Source organism: Cellulomonas wangsupingiae, from assembly GCF_024508275.1.
GTDB lineage: Bacteria > Actinomycetota > Actinomycetes > Actinomycetales > Cellulomonadaceae > Cellulomonas > Cellulomonas wangsupingiae.
The window spans coordinates 1,858,048-1,874,088 of sequence record NZ_CP101989.1 but is presented as its reverse complement, the minus strand read 5'-3'; the positions used below and the strand labels follow the sequence as shown (position 1 = coordinate 1,874,088).

Annotated in this window: 14 protein-coding genes; 3 read left to right on the top strand and 11 right to left on the bottom strand. The window is 75.1% G+C overall.

The annotated features are described in order from the left end of the window. Positions 1-9: 9 nt before the first annotated feature. The 4 genes from NP075_RS08685 to NP075_RS08670 are packed head-to-tail and all read right to left on the bottom strand — an operon-like array spanning position 10 to position 3,790. Positions 10-687, bottom strand: a complete 678-nt coding sequence (locus tag NP075_RS08685; RefSeq protein ID WP_227562807.1) for a hypothetical protein — start codon at positions 685-687, stop codon at positions 10-12. After that, a complete protein-coding gene (locus NP075_RS08680; RefSeq protein ID WP_227562806.1) occupies positions 680-1,837 on the bottom strand; it encodes a hypothetical protein in 1,158 nt (385 codons plus the stop codon). Before NP075_RS08680 ends, NP075_RS08685 begins: the two co-directional genes overlap by 8 nt. Continuing rightward, positions 1,830-2,777, bottom strand: coding sequence for a Gfo/Idh/MocA family protein (locus tag NP075_RS08675; RefSeq protein WP_227562805.1), 948 nt, complete (start codon positions 2,775-2,777; stop codon positions 1,830-1,832). The genes NP075_RS08680 and NP075_RS08675 overlap by 8 nt, the downstream gene beginning before the upstream one ends. Continuing rightward, a complete protein-coding gene (locus NP075_RS08670) occupies positions 2,774-3,790 on the bottom strand; it encodes a hypothetical protein (protein ID WP_227562804.1) in 1,017 nt (338 codons plus the stop codon). Before NP075_RS08670 ends, NP075_RS08675 begins: the two co-directional genes overlap by 4 nt. A 138-nt stretch (positions 3,791-3,928) precedes the next feature. Here NP075_RS08670 and NP075_RS08665 point away from each other — a divergent pair, with 138 nt between their 5' ends. Further along, positions 3,929-5,011 carry a polysaccharide deacetylase family protein gene (locus tag NP075_RS08665; RefSeq protein WP_227583102.1) on the top strand — a complete coding sequence of 361 codons (1,083 nt, stop codon included), beginning with the start codon at positions 3,929-3,931 and terminating at the stop codon, positions 5,009-5,011. A gap of 49 nt (positions 5,012-5,060) precedes the next feature. Here NP075_RS08665 and NP075_RS08660 read toward each other — a convergent pair whose 3' ends face one another. From NP075_RS08660 to NP075_RS08635, 6 genes are all read right to left on the bottom strand, one after another. Next, the gene (locus tag NP075_RS08660) at positions 5,061-6,848 is read right to left on the bottom strand and encodes an ABC transporter ATP-binding protein (RefSeq protein ID WP_227562803.1); all 1,788 of its coding nucleotides are present in this window, start codon (positions 6,846-6,848) and stop codon (positions 5,061-5,063) included. Continuing rightward, positions 6,845-8,776, bottom strand: coding sequence for an ABC transporter ATP-binding protein (locus tag NP075_RS08655; protein ID WP_227562802.1), 1,932 nt, complete (start codon positions 8,774-8,776; stop codon positions 6,845-6,847). Before NP075_RS08655 ends, NP075_RS08660 begins: the two co-directional genes overlap by 4 nt. Before the next feature lie 175 nt (positions 8,777-8,951). Then, a complete protein-coding gene (locus tag NP075_RS08650) occupies positions 8,952-10,370 on the bottom strand; it encodes a condensation domain-containing protein (protein WP_227562801.1) in 1,419 nt (472 codons plus the stop codon). Between the two features lie 52 nt (positions 10,371-10,422). Beyond that, a complete protein-coding gene (locus tag NP075_RS08645) occupies positions 10,423-11,490 on the bottom strand; it encodes a winged helix DNA-binding domain-containing protein (RefSeq protein ID WP_227562800.1) in 1,068 nt (355 codons plus the stop codon). Positions 11,491-11,531: 41 nt separating this feature from the next. Next, positions 11,532-12,746 carry a hypothetical protein gene (locus tag NP075_RS08640; RefSeq protein ID WP_227562799.1) on the bottom strand — a complete coding sequence of 405 codons (1,215 nt, stop codon included), beginning with the start codon at positions 12,744-12,746 and terminating at the stop codon, positions 11,532-11,534. A 63-nt stretch (positions 12,747-12,809) separates the two neighbouring features. Continuing rightward, on the bottom strand, positions 12,810-14,138 hold the full coding sequence (locus tag NP075_RS08635) for a family 4 glycosyl hydrolase (protein ID WP_227562798.1): 1,329 nt from the start codon (positions 14,136-14,138) through the stop codon (positions 12,810-12,812). A 151-nt stretch (positions 14,139-14,289) separates the two neighbouring features. On the opposite strand from NP075_RS08635, the gene NP075_RS08630 reads away from it, so the two are divergent. Both NP075_RS08630 and serB read left to right on the top strand, forming a co-directional pair. Then, positions 14,290-14,625 (top strand): acyl carrier protein, encoded by a 336-nt coding sequence (locus NP075_RS08630; RefSeq protein WP_227562797.1) that lies wholly within the window; start codon positions 14,290-14,292, stop codon positions 14,623-14,625. A gap of 167 nt (positions 14,626-14,792) precedes the next feature. Beyond that, entirely contained in the window at positions 14,793-15,443 is a 651-nt protein-coding gene (serB, locus tag NP075_RS08625; protein WP_227562796.1) for a phosphoserine phosphatase SerB, read from the top strand. A gap of 33 nt (positions 15,444-15,476) precedes the next feature. On the opposite strand, the gene NP075_RS08620 is transcribed toward serB, so the two are convergent. Then, positions 15,477-15,992 carry a SixA phosphatase family protein gene (locus NP075_RS08620; RefSeq protein ID WP_227562795.1) on the bottom strand — a complete coding sequence of 172 codons (516 nt, stop codon included), beginning with the start codon at positions 15,990-15,992 and terminating at the stop codon, positions 15,477-15,479. Positions 15,993-16,041: the final 49 nt, after the last annotated feature.

Genomic DNA, 16,041 nt, shown 5'->3' with positions numbered 1-16,041 from the left:
CCCCCGAGATCAGCCCAGGAGCGCAGACGCGGCGACCTCGAGGCGGTACGCGCGGTACGCGTCGGCAAGCTCCGCGAGGTTCGGGTCGGCCAGGTGCGGCGAGGCGAACGACGTGCGCAGCCGGGCACGGAGGACGCTCCCCGGCGCGGGACGGCCGCCTGCTCGGCCCTCCGCCCCGGCCAGGCGGTACCGCGTCGCGGCGGGCAGCGTCCATCGCTCGGCACCGGGCGCCGACCACGGCTCCTCGGCGGCGTCGAGCGCGGTGAGCACGTCGAACAGCCCGGTCACCCCGGCACCGTGCAGCTCCGCGACCGTCGCGGCACGGGTCCGCGCGACGGTCGCCGCACGGGCTGCGCCCTGCGCTACGAGCGGGACGAGCGCGCGGCCGGTCAGCGCCTCGCACCACAGCGAGACGAGCAGCGCCGAACCCTCGACCTGTCGCTCACCGTCGGCAAGCACCCGCACCTCTCGCACCGGGCGCAGCGCCGTCGCCGGTGCCACCACACCGGGGCCACCCGGCCGCGTGCCGCACACCGGGCACGGCCGGACGCGGATCGAGACGGTGACGGCCGGTTCGTCGGTCCACGCGCTCATGACCGGGTGGACCAGGTGGGCCTGCGCCTCGCGGGCCGCGAGGCGGCGCACGACGGCCAGCAGGTCGCGATCGGTCGCGGTCGTCTCAGGCACGGACCCGCTCCCGCTCCCCCAGCCCGGCGGCGAGGCCCCGCGCGCCGAGCTCGTCGAGGGCCACCCGCTCGTCGCGGCCCAGTTCCGTCAGGTCCGCGAGGGCGAGCCCGGCCTCGATCCACGCCCGCACCGCGCCGAGGCGGACCGCGTCCCCGAGCGGGTCGAGGGTGCGCGTCCGCGCCTCGGTCGCGACGTCGCGGCCGAGCAGGTAGCACGCCGCCCATACCTCGACCGACACCCGCAGCACCCGCTCGTCCGGGGAGCCTGTGAGCGGCACCCCGCGCAGCACGACCTCGCCCGCGGCCCGCTCCCAGCGGTCGAGCACGACGTCGACGTCGACGTCGACCAGCGGAGCCCACTCGTACCAGTCCCAGCCGAACGCGTGCTCGAGCGGCTCGTCGGTGCCGGCGCGCAGGAACCTCAGCACGCACCGGGACTCGCGGAGCTCGACCGCACACGTGCGCGCCTCGACCACGGCGGGCGTGGGCTGACCCGACCAGTGCTCTCGCGGGACGGTCCAGGCCTGGTCGAACACCGTCGCGCGGCGCTCCCCCTCGTCCTCGTACCCCGACAGGCTCGGGGCATCGCCGTGGTCGAGCAGGTGGGGCACGGTCGCGAGCACCGGCAGCCCGCGCTCGACGCAGAACGGGGTGACGTAGTCGTCGTCGTCCAGCAGCTCGTCGGGCAGGTGCGAGAGGTACTCGGCCAGGGCGCGCGCCTCGTCCGCGGGCAGCACGAGCCCCAGCGTGGGGGTCCACTCGACCCGGCACAGTCGCGCCCACGGCGCCCCGAGCACCGCCGCACGGCGCACGAGGTACGCGTTGTGCGGGCTCTTCCAGTGCGCGTACAACGTCACGCCCGCGTCGGGGCGACCCGCGACCGCGTTCAGGACGTGCGCGGCGAACCCGCGCAACGGGACGATGTCGTCCTGGAGCACCAGGTGGTGCGTCGCGCCGTCGGCGACCGCGGCCCAGGCGAGCTTCGCGGTCCGCAGCGGGCTGGGCGGGCCCGTCGGGTCCGGGTCGACCACGACCCGGGTCGCGAGCGGCGCGACGGCGCTCAGCAGCGCGCAGACCCGGTCGGCGCGCGCCGGGTGGTGCATGACCACGGTACTGAGGGCGACGTCCCCGTCGACGGTGAGGTCAGACACGGGCGGGCTCCCCCGAGGGAAGCCCGGCATGCGCCGACGCCGCCTCGGCCGCGGCGAGCGCCGCGGCGGCGTCGCTCACGCGCGCGCCCGCACCGGTCCCGGTGCCCACCAGGTCGGCGAACGCCTGCGCCTGTGCGCGCAGAGCCCGGTGGAACGGGACGTCCCCGTCGCCGGGCGTCACGACGGGCACGTGCACGACGCCGCGCGTCCCGCGCACGGACGCCTCGACGACGTCACCACCGGGGTTGTACCTGCCGAGCGACACCGCCGCGAGGGCTCCGGTCGACAGCCGCAGCGTCGCGTGCGCGGAGTCCACGTCCCCGTGCACGTCAGGGTCGCTCACGCCCGCTGCCGCGGACGCGCTGACGACGGCGATCTCCGCGCCGGTGAGCCAGCGCGCCTGGTCGAGCTCGTGCACGCCCATGTCGACGAAGATGCCGCCGCTCGTCGCGCGGAAGGCCGCCGAGGGTGGCGCCCCGTCCCACTGCGCGCAGCTCACGAGGTGCACCTCGCCGAGGTCTCCGGCCTCGACCCGGTCACGGAGCTCGACCAGGCCCGGCACGAAGCGGCGCCAGTACGCCACCTGGACCGGTACGCCACGCTCGTGCGCGTACCGCCCGAGATGCGTCACGTCGCTCGACGTGAGCCCGGCGGGCTTCTCGCACAGCACCGGCAGCCCGGCGTCGACCGCGGCGCGCACCAGGTCACCGTGCGTACCGGTGGGCGTCGCGACGAGGACAGCGTCGACACGCCTGGACGCGAACAGGTCCTCGAGCGTCGCGTGCACGCGCAGCCCGTGGTGCGCCAGGTCGGCGTGCGTCGCGGTCACGGGTTCGACGACATCCGTGAGCACCACGCCAGGGTGGTCCCGCAGCGCGTGCAGGTGCGTGCGCCCCATGCGTCCGGCCCCCACGAGTGCGAGCCTCAGCCGTCCGCTCATGGTCCCTCCCCTTCTCGTACGACACGCGTTGTCACGTCGTCGCCGGCGGCGGCGACCTCGGCCTCCATCACACGGGCCAACCGGTCACGCACGAGGTCCGGGCGTGCACGCCCGCGCTGCGCCGCGGTCACTGCGTACCGCAAGTCCCGCGGCAGGCGCTCCCACAGCGTGCGCGCGTGCGCCGCGCGGGCGGGGTCGGCCGCGGTGCCGTGCGCGAGGGCCCAGCCATGCGCGAACGCGCGGTGGCCGGCGACCGCCCAGACGTCCTCGAGCTGACGCGCCGCGCGCGCACCCTCCGCGACGAGGTGCTCCGCGAGGAACGGCAGGGTCTCCTCGTCGGTCGTGAGCCACCGGCCCGGCAGCCCGCCGTCCGGCCCTGGTACGGGCCCGGTGAGGGCGGTGCGGGTCAGCCACCGCGCACGACCGTGCGGGCCGGGCTCGACGACGGCACCGAACGCGAGCTCGTCGCGCAGGCGGTGCACCTCGGGCCATGGTCCGGGTCGCTCGGGCAGATCGAGCACCCGCGCGAGCACGTCCGTGCCGAGCCAGCCGTCGAACGACGCCTGGGCTCCCTGGGGCAGCAACGCGGCGAACGCGTCGACCACGTGCCACGCGTCCGTTCGGCGCCCGTCCACGAGCAGCCAGTGCGGCCCGGGGTCGACGCCCGGTGGCGCCCACGGCAGGCGCGACGCGTCCGCGACCACGAGGGCCCTGCCCCACGAGCGCACCTCGTCGGCGATCCCGGCGAGCGCGTCACCGACGCTCGCCGCGCCCGCGTGGCGCAGGTGCGTGCCGTCCGGCAGCGCGTCGAGCGCGGGGTCGTGGTGGGAGAACGCGAGCAGCCCGTCCTGCCGGCCCAGGCCGACCGCGAGCCGCACCGAGCGGGCGATCAGCGCCGGCCCGTCCCACTCGTGCGACAGGTACCGCTCGAGGTTGGCCGTGTAGCAGCTCAGTCCCAGGGTGGCGCGTGGCGCGTCCATGGCGAGCGTCGTCACCTGGTCCTGGATGTCCACGGCACGACGGTCGCCCACGTCGGTACATCGCCGATACACGCGCCCGCGAGGGTGGTTGCGTCGCACGTCGGGCCCTTGCCACAGTGGGCGCGCGGCGCCGTCCGACGTGCCCCGCCGTCCCGCGCGAGGAGGTGCGTCATGTGGTTCGCCGGCGTGGGTTGGGTGGGCACGGATCTGGTCGTCGCTGTCGTCGACGCGTCCGGGGCGCCCGTGTCCGCACGACGCGCCTACCCCGTCGCGCTGCTCGACGACCTCGTCGCGGACCTCGCACGTTGGCGCGGCGCGGCGCCGGGCGGGCTCGCGTGCGTGATCGACTCCACGGCCGGCGTGCTCGAGCGGGTCCTGGTCGAGGCGGACCTCGCGGTCCACCGCGTCGACCCGCCGCACGCGCGCGCCCGCGCCCCGCACCACGGCTGCCCCGCGGGCGGCGCACCGGTCGAGCAGCTGGCGGCCCTCGCCGTGACGAGCCCCGCCGCGCTCCAGCGGCTGACGGCGCTCGAGGGCGGCCTCGCAGGGCGCGACGCCGAGGTCGAGCAGGCCGAGGCGGCGTGCGTCCCGCTGGAGGACGACCTGCGGGCCGCCGGCTCGCTCGTCGTGCGCGGGCCCGCCGGGTCACGCGAGGTCGCGCTGACGTTCGACGACGGTCCACATCCCGAGCACACCCCCGCGCTGCTGCGCGTCCTGCGGCGCTTCGACGTGCACGCGACGTTCTTCTGCGTGGGGATGCAGGCGCAGGCCCATCCCCACGTCGTCGAGCAGATCGCCGCGGCCGGGCACACGATCGGTCACCACACGTGGTCGCACGCGTACCTGCCGGACCTCGACAGCCTCTCCCTGAGCTACCAGCTCGAGCGGACGAGCGCGACGATCGAGAACGTCACCGGCACTGCGCCGACGCTCGTGCGCCCGCCGTACGGCGGGCGCGACCCGCGCGTGCTGCGGGAGCTGGCGGCCTCGGGCATGACGACGGTGATGTGGGACGTCGAGTCGCCGGACTGGGCGCGACCGGGCGCGGACGTGATCGTCCGCGACGTCGTCACGGGCTGCGCCGACGGATCCGTCGTGCTGCTCCACGACGGCGGCGGGGACCGCGCGCAGACCGTCGAGGCCGTGCCGCGCATCCTCGAGTCGCTGCTGGGCGACGGCTACCGCGTTGCTCCCCTCGACCGGTTCGTGCCCTCGGCGGGCAGGACCGCTGCCGCACCGCGGCCGTCGCGCTGACGTCCGCCGTCGCTGCAGCGACCCGCGTCAGCGCGCCGCACGCGGGCGCTCACCGGTAGGCCGCGGCCTGCATCCCGTACAGCTCGGCGTACAGCTGACCGTTCGCCATCAGCGCGTCGTGGTCACCCGCCTCCTGCACCCGCCCATCGGAGACGACCAGGATGAGGTCGGCCATGCGCACCGTCGAGAAGCGGTGCGAGACGAGCACCGTGATCGCGCCCGTGGCCCTGGCGACGCGACGGGCGTTCGCGGCGTACTGCTCGAACAGCAGGTGCTCGGCCTCGGCGTCGAGCGCGGCGGTCGGCTCGTCCAGGACGAGGAGCAGCGGCTCCTCGCGCATCATGGCGCGGCCCAGCGCGATCTTCTGCCACTGGCCACCCGAGAGCCGGGTCCCGTCCGTATAGGTGATCCCGAGCTGGGTGTCGAGCCCGTCCTCGAGCCGGTCCACGATGTCGGCGCTGTGCGCGCGCTCGAGGGCCGCCATGACGGCCTCGTCACTGTCGGCCCGCGGGAGGTCACCCACCCCGACGGACTCACGTGCCACGAGCTCGAAGCGCGCGAAGTCCTGGAACCCGGCCGAGAGCCGTGCGCGCCACGCGTCGACGGGGATGCGCCGCAGGTCGACGCCGTCGACCTCGACAGTGCCGCTCGTCGGCTCGTAGAACCGGCACAGGAGCTTGACGAGCGTCGTCTTGCCCGCGCCGTTCTCCCCGACGATCGCGACCGTCGACCCGGCGGGCAGATCGAGGTTCACGTCCTCCAGCACAACCCGGTCGGTGCCCGGGTAGCGGAAGGCCAGGTCGCGCAGCCGGATCCCGTCCGTGAGCCGCGTCGGCACGGGCGCGTCAGCAGGGACGTCCGGCGGGGACGCCACGAGCCCTCGCATCCACCGGAAGTCGCTGAGCGTGCGGGCGACCCGCTGCAGGTCCTGAAGGACGCCGACGGCGGACGTGACCTGCTGGTTGACCAGCGCCGCGAGCGAGATCACGAGCACCACGTCGCCCACGCTGCGCTGCCCGGACACGGCGGCGCGCACCACGACGAGGGTCGATGCGACGTAGGCGGCGGCGAAGACGAGCTGCCCGCAGACCCGCAGCAGCGCGGCTCGCACCTCGGCGCGCCGCAGGATGCGGGACGCGTCCTGCCACAGGACGGCGTGACGCGCACCGAGCTCGGCACCGAGGCCGCTCACGCGCAGCTCCTTGGCCGGCTCCGCGTCGCACACGACGCTGAACAGGTGCCACGCCCGGCGCGAGCTCTCGGCGGCGGCCTCTCGCCCGGCAGCCAGCCCGGTCTCGGCCTTGCGGCCCAGCACCACGGGAGCCGCCGCGGCGAGCGGGAGGAGCAGCAGCCACGGGTCGAGCCGCGCGAGCAGCACGCCCGTCACGAGCATCGCGACCGCGAGGCTCAGACCAGACAGCAGCGCCTCCATGCTGCTCCAGCCCACGCGCTCGAGCTCCTGCCGGAGGACCTGGACCCTGTCGGCGTATTCGGGCCGCTCGTGGTGCTCGATGCCGCGCGAGGCGTTCGCGATGTCGATGAGCTCGCGGTCCTTGGTGAGGAAGTTCAGCTCGCCCAGCTCGTAGTACAGGACGTGCGCGAAGTGACCCATGGTGAGCGCAGCGATCACGAGCACCGCGACGACGGCGCCCGCCAGGGACGCCCTGCCCACGTCGCCGTCGACCGCCGCGTCGGTGAGCCGGCCGAGTGCGCTCGCGGCGAGCGGCAGCGCCGAGGCCTCGCCGAGCTTGAGGACGATCGAGATCGTCAGCTTGCGGGGGTCCTGACGCCAGGACAGCGCCAGGAGCTCGCCGCACGCACGCATCGTGTCCTTCATCGCTCGGCTCCCCGGGCGGTCGTGACGGCTCGCTCGTCAGGCACGTCGTCCTGCGTGAAGCGCTCGGCCTGGAGGTGGAAGAGCTCGGCGTACCGGCCACCTGCCGCCTCGAGCTCGTCGTGCGTGCCCTGCTCGAGCACGCGACCGTGCTCGAGGACGATGATCCGGTCGGCGTGCCGGACGCTCGAGAACCGGTGCGAGATGAGCAGGGACGTGGCGCCACGGGTCCGTTCGACGAACTGCTCGAAGAACCGCGCCTCGGCGCGTACGTCGAGCGCCGAGGTCGGTTCGTCGAGCACGAGCAGCCGGGCGCCGGCCTCGAGGGCGTAGAAGGCGCGCGCGATCGCGACGCGCTGCCACTGCCCACCCGACAGGTCCACGCCACCGGTGTACGCGCGCGACAGCGGGGTCTCGAAGCCGTGCGGCAGCGACTCGAGCACGTCCCGGATCCCCGCGCGCTCCGCGGCCCGCCGCACCGCGGTCTCGTCCCGGGGGACGTGCACGGCACCGAGCGCGATGTTGTCCGCGGCGGAGAGCTCGAAGCGCAGGAACTCCTGGAACACGACGCTGACCTGGCGCCGCCAGCGGTCCACCTCCATCTCCCGCAGGTCGACCCCGCCGAACCGGATCGTGCCGCTCGTGGGTTCGTACAGGCGGGTCAGGAGCTTGACGAGCGTCGTCTTGCCTGCGCCGTTGATCCCGACGAGCGCCGTGCACCGGCCGGGCTCGAGCTCGAGGTCGAGCCCGTCGTGCACCGGTCGCCTGCTGCCCGGGTAGTGGAAGCGCACACCCTCGAACCGCACCGAGGGCACGTCGAGCGACGCGGGGTCGACGGTGCCCCTCTGCGACGGCACGGTGTCGTGTCGCGCGACCCGCTCGTCCAGCTTCTCCATGCCCTCGGCCGCAAGCATGCCGAGCTGTGTCGCGTCGTCCGACTCGGGGTAGTACCCACCGAGCATGAGCGCGCCCATGGTGGCCTGCAGGCCGATCGCGAGCTCGGCGAGCGTCACGCTGCCGGCGGCGCCCGTGCGCGCGAGCGCCACGAAGACGAGCACGGAGACGGCCAGCCCGATCGCGGTGTACGCGAGGTACGGGAGCAGGTAGATCCGTCGTCGGGCACGCCACACGGGCGCGAGCCACTGCCGGTGCGCGTCGGCGTACCGGTCGCCCAGCCAGCCCGTGAGCCCGAACACGCGCAGCTCCTTCGCGGCGGAGCCGCTCAGGGCGAGCGTGCGCAGGTAGGTCGCGCGCCGGAAGACGGCGATGACGGAGGACCACGCCTGCGAGTACTTGCGCAGGCCGCCGCGGTTGCCGTACCGGAAAACGAGCACGGTGACCAGCAGCGCGGCGCCGGCGAACCACGACACGACCGCCCCGACCAGCACGCAGTACCCGACGAGGCTCGTGTACCGCGCGACGAGCGCGATCAGCCCTGCACAGGCCATACCGGGGGTCTCCCAGCTGCCGTCGAGGCGGCGGCTGGCCTCCTTGAGCGCGTCGAGGGAGTCCTGCTGTTCCATGGGCCCGATCCCCGTGCTGCGCATCGAGATCCCGATGAGGCGCTGGTGGACGTGGCCGTCGACGCGCCGCCGGGCGATCTCTCCGAGCGTGAGCTGGACGGGCGCGAGCACCTGCTGCACGACGAACGCCGCGGCGGCGAGGACGAACAGGCGCACGAGCTCGCGCCACGCGTCGGAGCCCTCCCCGCCCGCGACCGCACCGGGCACCTCGCCGACCAGCGCGCTCGTCGCCACGACGAACCCGATGGGCAGCAGCCCGAGGAGGAGGTTGACCACGACGAGGGTCGTGACGAGCCCGACGCCGGCGACGGGCAGGTGCCGCAGGATGAGGAGGCGAGGCCGGACGGCCTCGGCCTTCCACCGCGACCACGTCGTCGTGCTGCTGGGCGTCTGGTCCTGCCGGGTCATCGCTGTCCTCGCTCTCCGGGAAGCGCGCACGCAGACCGTGCGGCAGAACACGGTCGCCCCCTGCGGCCGGATACCGGTGAGGGTAGCGAGAGGCCCTGACGTACGCGAGGTGCCGGGCGCACGGACCCGGGCCGCCGCGCACGCAGGAGCCGGGCCGTGGGGCCCTGGTGCACCGTCATGCGTCGGCGGACGCGAGCACGAGCCCGCCCACCGGGCGGTCCGGGTCCTCGACGAGCGCCTCGACGATGCGCACGTAGTCCGCCACGAGCCCGTCGACGAGCGCGGCAGGGTAGAACGCGACGTTCGCGATCATCACGCCCCCGGCGCGGTCGTCGTCGACCACGACGATCGGCGCACCGCGCTTGACCCACACGGGCATCGTGCCCGGTGGCACCTCGCGCCCGGTCACGACCGGGGGGCGCTCCCGGCCGTCGTCGTCGAGCCACGTCTGTTCGATCCGCAACCCGGGCAGCACGAGGGGCGCCGAGGCAGGCACGGCGGACTGCAGGTAGGAGTCGAACAGATGGTTGTCCGGCCAGGGGCGCTGCTCGTCGAACGACGGGTTCACGGCGCGGGCGAGGGCCTGGAACGGCATGACGTTCGCGGCAGCCTCGGCCATCGCGGCGTGCGCCTCCGCGACCACGTCCAGCAGGGACGCCTCCGGTCGCACGACCAGGGGCACGCACACGTCGTTGGTGAACTGCCCGACCATCCGACGCGACTCCGGTGTGTCCCGGCCGAGCGTCGTCGTGCCGATCACGACGCGCGTGCGGCCCGTGCGGGAGGCGACGAGCACGTGGTACGCCGCCATCAACGCGACGTACGGGCTGGTCCGCGCGCGCCATGCGACGGCCCGCAGGCGCCCGCTGACGTCCGGGGTGAACCGGAACGGGTAGGCCACCTCGCCCGTGAGGTCGGAGTCCGGGCCGGGCGGGTCGAACGGGAACGCGTGGTACGGCGGCGCGGGAGCCAGGCGCGAGCGCCAGTACTCCGCGCGGGCGGGTTCCTGCGGGAGGGTCGCGCGCTGCAGCCGCACGAGGTCGTCCCAGTCCAGGTCCAGCGGTGCGGGGTGCGGGCCGAGGCTCTGACGGGCCGCGTACGCGGCGACGAGGTCCTCGACGAGCACCTTCGCCGACCAGCCGTCTCCGACGAGGTGGCAGAAGCTCAGCAGGAGCAGGTGCTCGTCGGCGGCGAGCCGTACGAGCGTCACGGACCACAGCGGGCCGCGGGCCAGGTCGAACGTGCGGCGCCGGTCGGCGTCGGCGAGGTCGGCGACGCGCGCGTCCCGCTCGGACGCCGGCGTACCGCTCAGGTCGACGACCTCCACGAGCGGCTCGACGTCGTCGAGCACGCGCAGCGTGGGCTGCGGGCCGACGGCGTCGACCACGAGCCGGAGCGGGTCGTGGCGGCGCACCACGTCACCGAGCGCGTCGAGGAGGACGTCAGGGTCGAGCGCACCCGTCAGCCGTCGGTGCTCGACGGTGAGCTCGCGCGAGCCGGCCGGGTCGTGCGGGCACAGCGCGGACATGAACTCCCAGAGCAGCTCCTGGCTCGGGGAGAGCGGGACGGTCCGACCGGACGTCGACGTGGGCACGTTCGCGATGCTCGCGACGTGCGATACAGCACGCATACATCGGCGGTGCCCACTACCTCAGCCAGGTGACCGTGAGGCTGCCGCCGAGGAACGACGCCAGGCGCTCGACCTCGCGCTCGGTCGTGGCCCGCGCACGCGCGCCCCACCGCGCGAACGGCTCGAGCTCGACCGTGAGCCTGCGCGTCGTGGCGCGGTGCCGCCACACGCCGGCGACGCGACCGCCGCGCAGCAGGACCGGCGAGACCCAGCCCTGGTCGCGGAAGACCCGCGCGCGCGGCGCGGGCAGCACCGCGCGCTCGTCCCGTGGTGCGGTGAGCGTGAGCTGGTCGAACGCGGGCAGCAGGTGCACGCGCGCGGTGGGCTCGGTCGAGACCAGCGAGTCGAGGTGCTCGGCGAGCGCCCAGGCCGGCGTCGCGGCCACACGGACCTGGCGCACCTCGTCGCCGAGGAGCTGCAGCATGCGTCGCGACTGCCCGTGCCCGACGCCCCACCACCGGGCGAGATCCACCTCGGTCGCCGGGCCGTGCGCCGCGAGGAACCGCCGCGCGACCCGGCGCAGCGCTGTGGCGGGGGCCACCGGGTCGACCGGTGCGCCGGTCCACCGCGCGGGTGTCGAGAACCGCACGAGCGTGCCGTCGCCATCGGCGAAGCACAGCTGCCCGCGGAACGCGACGGGCTTGAGATAGAGCCCCCAGCTCCCGGCGACCATGCCCGCGAGCTCCGCAGAGCCGCTGCGCGCGAGCACCGCGTCGGCGAGTCCGGCGCGGGTGAGGGGCGCTTCGTCGAGTGCGGCGCCGACGTGCTCGACGAGCGTGCGCACCCGCGAGTCGTCCATGCCGTACCCCCGGTAGGTGCCGAACGCCGCGAGCCAGGTCGCGAGCTCGTCGGTCGGCAGCACGTGCAGCGTGCCACGCATCCCCCACAGCTTGACGAGCGAGCGCCGGCGCCACAGCGCGTCGGTGAGCGCCTCGCGGTCGAGCCCGTCGGTGCGCGCCCACAGCGCGAGCTGGACGGACGAGAGCAGCTGGGCCTGGACGCCGGCCAGCCGGGACACGACGTCGGTGAGCCGCGCGGCGGGGAGGCGGCTGGTCAGGTGCTGCCGCTGCGCACGCCACGTCATGACATGAGGCCAGGTGAGCGCGGGAGCTCCGTCGACCGGCGTCACCAGATCCTGTCGAATGCTCGCGTCGTCCGGAACCACCGGGTCAGCCTCGCGTACGCCTCGGGCGCCGCGACGGCACCGTCCAGGCGCGCACCCGCCGCGAGCGCCCGGTGCGCGAGCGGCAGGACGTCCTGCGGGTCGAGGCCGTCGGTGCGCGCGCCGCTGCGCCACAACGACACGAGCGCCGCGTCGACGAGCGCTGAGCGCGACCAGGTCCCGGCGGGCCGCCCACCGCGCCACCACGATCGCCACGCGACACCGTGCAGCGCGCACGCGACCGCGTACTCGTGCAGCGCCTCCGGGTCGGGCCCGGCCGCGGGTGCGGGCCCGACCTCGGCGACGAGCGTGCGCGCGAGGTCGTCGAGGTCCCCGGGCGCGAGGCCCACCTCGGCCACGACCCGGCGCCACGGGACACGGATCTGGCGCAGAGCCTGCGGCTCTGCCGGGGCGTGCAGCCCGAAGTCCAGGTGGGCACCCTCGGCGGACATCCCGAGACCGATCTCCTCCCAGCCGTGCCCGTCCCACGTCGTCGCTGGCAGGTCCGACCAGGGACCGGCGTGCTCGGCGTAGCTCGCGGTGCGGCGTAGGCCGTCGCGCGCGTTGAAGCCGAGCCGGGGGTCGTCGTCGTGCTCGACGAGGTTGGGCACGCTCAGGCCGAGCCGGACCGGTTCCACGGCGTAGAACAGCACCCGGGCGAGCACCTCGTCGTCGTCACGGTCGGCGTCGGGCGGGAGACCCGCGAGCGTCTCGCACGCGGACCGCGGCAGCAGCAGGCCCTGCGCCGGGACCCAGTCGCGCGCGCTCGCCTCGACGACCGCGTCCCCCCCGAGCGCGCCCATGCGGACCCGGAAGGCGCAGTTGGTGTCCCACTGCGCGTAGAACGCGAAACCCGCGTCGGGGTGGGCCGCCATCAGCACGGCGATCGCGTCGAGCAGGTCCGGAGCGAGGCGCACGTCGTTCTGCACGACGAGGTGGTGCGTGGCGTCCGGCGCGATCGACGACCAGGCCTCCCGCGACGTGCGCCACGGGTCCCCGCGGTCGGCCACCACGACGGGGTCCAGGGGGGCGAGGCGCTCGAGGATGTGCGGCAGGCGGGTGTCGAGGCGGTCGTTGTCCATGACGGCCGCGGAGACGCCGGTCGGGAACGTGCCCGGGCTGGTGCGCGAGGGCGCGTGCTCGGTGCCGTCGGGGGCGATCGTGCGCGTCGTCGTCATGTGCTTCCCTCGTGTCTCGTGGGCGAGGCCCTGCGGGAGCGCCTCCGGATGAGCTTTCGCGGGTCAGGTCGCCCGGGCTGTGCGGCGAGCGGGCCGCCGGTCCGTGCCGTACTGCGCGTACAGGCCCGACGGTGCGTGCGCATCGAGCAGCGCGTCGAACAGGTCGTCGACCTCGCCGGGGGTCAGGGTCGCCGAGGTCGCCGGGTCGAGCAGCGCCGCCTGGCGCGCCGGGGCGAGGTCGGACTCGATCGCCGCACGGGCGACGAGGTCGGCGACCGTGAGGAAGCCGCGCACGAGGCCGGCCACCTGCGGCGGCAGCGCCCCGACGGCGACGGGGTGCGCCTGGCCGCCCGCGATGTCGCACGGCACCTCGACACCGCTGCCGGGCGGCAGGTCGGGCAGCAGTCCTCGGTTCGGCACCGTCACCGAGACCCGGGTACGCGCGCCGGTCTCCAGCGCGTGCAGGATCTCGGTCGCGGGTTCCGGGTGCCGTCGGGGCACGGGGACGTGGCCGTCGCGGGCCGCGCGCGCGAGTTCCTCGTCCTCGCTGCGGTGCGCGCGGCGCACGTCGTCCGCGGTGCCCACGCGCACGCCGAGCCGGGCGAGCTCGGCGTCGTGCCGCATGACCCAGGGCAGGTACTCCGCGGGCTGGTCGCCGAGCTCGACCGGGAAGTACCCGAAGCGGTCCATGAGCTCCGCGGACAACGTCCGCGGGCCGGCCGCGACCGCCTCCCGCACCTTCGCGTACACCGAGGCCCCCGCGTGCTCGAACCGCAGCACGAACGTCTGGTGGTTCGCGCCCACGCTCACGGCGTCCACCGTGTCGTCGTCGAGACCGACGAGCCCTGCGAGGTACGCGTGCGTGTCCCGGACCGCGTGGCACAGACCCAGCACCTCGATGCCGGGCACCACGTCCGCGACGGCCCGGACCTGCGTCGACATCGGGTTCGTGTACGAGAGCAGCCGCGCCTCCGGGCAGCGCCGCGTCATCTCCTGTGCGACGGCCACCCCCACGGGGACGGTGCGCAGGCCACGGAAGATGCCGCCGATGCCGATCGTGTCCGCCGCGGTCTGTCGCACCCCGAACCGTGCGGCGACGTCGAGGTCCGTGCACGTCGCCTCGACCCCGCCGACCTCGAGCTCGGTCACGACGTAGCGGGCACCGGCGAGCGCGCCGGCGAGGTCCGTGCGCGCGTCGACCTCGACGTGCCGGGCGCCCGTGCCCGCCACGACGTGCTCGGCCACGCGCCGGACCTGCGCGAGCCGGTCGGTGTCCGGGTCGTGCAGCGTGATGCGGACCGCGCCGATCTCCGGGCGCGCGCACAGGTCCGCCACGTCGTCGCGGGCGAACTCGATGCTCTGCGCACCGACGAACGCGACAGTGAGTGCCATGGCACCGGACCTTCGCACCGAGGTGACGACCCGCACAAGCACGGATGTACCCGGGATGTATCCCCGACCGTGACGGTGGTGGGCGCCGCGGCGCCGGGCTCGCGGCGCCCGCCCGCACGTCGAGAGGGCTCACGCAGGCCAGGAGGTCGCCATGGACGAGGTCGAGGTCAAGGTCCGCACCACGCTCGCCCGCGTCGTCCCACCCGGGGTGGACGTCCCGGCGCTGCCTGCCGACGCGGACCTCGTCGAGGACGTCGGGCTCGACTCGCTGCGGGTCGTCGCCCTCCTGACGGGCATCGAGGATGAGCTCGGCGTCGAGTGCGAGCCCGACCTGCTCGACGAGCCGGGCCGCCGGTCCGTCCGCGCGCTCGTCGAGCACCTCTCCCCCCTGGTCGCCGACGCCCGTGGGGACGCGGCTCGCGCGGCGGGTACCGGGGACGACGCCCTGCGTTCGGCGACCGTCGAGGCCGAGCCGCTGGTGCGGTGAGCGGCGCCGCCGACGGTTCAGCCCGGGGCTGCTTGCGTCGCGGCCGGGACCAGCAGTCCGTGCTCGTCCGACGTACCCGTCCGACGCGGTCGCCCGGCGCGCGCCGTCCGGCGGACGCCATGCGGACATCCGCCGAGACCCGCCGCGCCGCCCGCTAGCCTGCGGACGTGGACACCCGTACGGCTGCGACCCGGCTCGTCGTCATGGACGTCGACTCCACGCTGATCACGGGCGAGGTCGTCGAGATGCTCGCGGCGCACGCCGGCACCGGGGAGCTCGTCACGCGGATCACGGAGCGGGCGATGCGCGGCGAGATCGACTTCGCGCAGTCCCTGCACGAGCGTGTCGCGACGCTCGCCGGGCTGCCGGTGTCCGTCTTCGCCGACGTGCTCGCCGAGGTCGAGCTCACGCCCGGGGCGCGCGAGCTCGTCGCCGAGCTCCACGCGCGCGGCTGGCCCGTCGGCCTGGTGTCCGGGGGCTTCGTGGAGATCGTGGGGCCCCTCGCGGCGGACCTCGGCATCGACCTCGTGCACGCCAACCGCCTCGAGGTGCGCGACGGGCGGCTCACCGGACACGTCGACGGGCCGGTCGTCGACCGCGCCGCCAAGGCCGTCACCCTGGCCGACTACGCGCGCCGATCCGGCGTGCCGATGGACCGCACGATCGCGATCGGCGACGGCGCCAACGACCTGGACATGCTGGCGGCGGCGGCGACGGGCATCGCGTTCAACGCCAAGCCCGTGCTGGTGGCCGCGGCCGACGCCGTGGTCCGCGACCGGCTGGACGCGGTCCTCTCGCTGGACGCGTTCGCGCTCTGAGCCGATCGGCTCCCGCGCGGCGCGTCACCGCGCTCAGGGGGTCGCGACGCCCGTGAGCCGCGCGGACCCGGCAGCGAGGTCCGACCACGACCCGTCGACCTCCAGGACGCTCCACGCGCCGGTGGGCACGCCCGTGCGCACGCGCGCCACCGCCGCGTCGTCGCTCGCCGGCCCCGCGAGCGTGGCCGCCACGTGCGACACGGTCGGCTCGTGCCCGACGACGAGCACGGTGCCCACGTCGTCCGGCACGCCACGCACGAGGCTGACGACGTCGGAGGCGCCCGCGTCGTAGAGCTCGTCGGTCACCGCCACGACCGGCGCGGCGGCACCGGAGGCCGTCAGCGCGGTACGCACCAGCTCCCAGGTCTGCCGCGTGCGCAACGCCGAGGAGCACAGCACGCTCCCGGGCGCGAGGCCGGCCTCGGCCAGCGCGGTACCGACGGCACTGGCCTGCCGCCGGCCGACGAGGGCCAGGGGCCGGTCGTGGTCGACGGCACCGCCGTGCTCGGCCTTGGCGTGCCGCAGGAGGACGAGTCGGTGCTGGGTCACCGCACCAGCGTCCCACCGCGCACGGCCACCCGGGTACCCGCGGGGCCGC

Bases quoted from the DNA above. Each gene is read 5' to 3' on its own strand.
- NP075_RS08675 (WP_227562805.1), bottom strand. From the start codon at position 2,777: ATGAGCGGACGGCTGAGGCTCGCACTCGTGGGGGCCGGACGCATGGGG.
- NP075_RS08665 (WP_227583102.1), top strand. From the start codon at position 3,929: ATGTGGTTCGCCGGCGTGGGTTGGGTGGGCACGGATCTGGTCGTCGCT.
- NP075_RS08660 (WP_227562803.1), bottom strand. From the start codon at position 6,848: ATGAAGGACACGATGCGTGCGTGCGGCGAGCTCCTGGCGCTGTCCTGG.
- NP075_RS08655 (WP_227562802.1), bottom strand. From the start codon at position 8,776: ATGACCCGGCAGGACCAGACGCCCAGCAGCACGACGACGTGGTCGCGG.
- NP075_RS08645 (WP_227562800.1), bottom strand. From the start codon at position 11,490: ATGACGTGGCGTGCGCAGCGGCAGCACCTGACCAGCCGCCTCCCCGCC.
- NP075_RS08640 (WP_227562799.1), bottom strand. From the start codon at position 12,746: ATGACGACGACGCGCACGATCGCCCCCGACGGCACCGAGCACGCGCCC.
- NP075_RS08635 (WP_227562798.1), bottom strand. From the start codon at position 14,138: ATGGCACTCACTGTCGCGTTCGTCGGTGCGCAGAGCATCGAGTTCGCC.
- NP075_RS08630 (WP_227562797.1), top strand. From the start codon at position 14,290: ATGGACGAGGTCGAGGTCAAGGTCCGCACCACGCTCGCCCGCGTCGTC.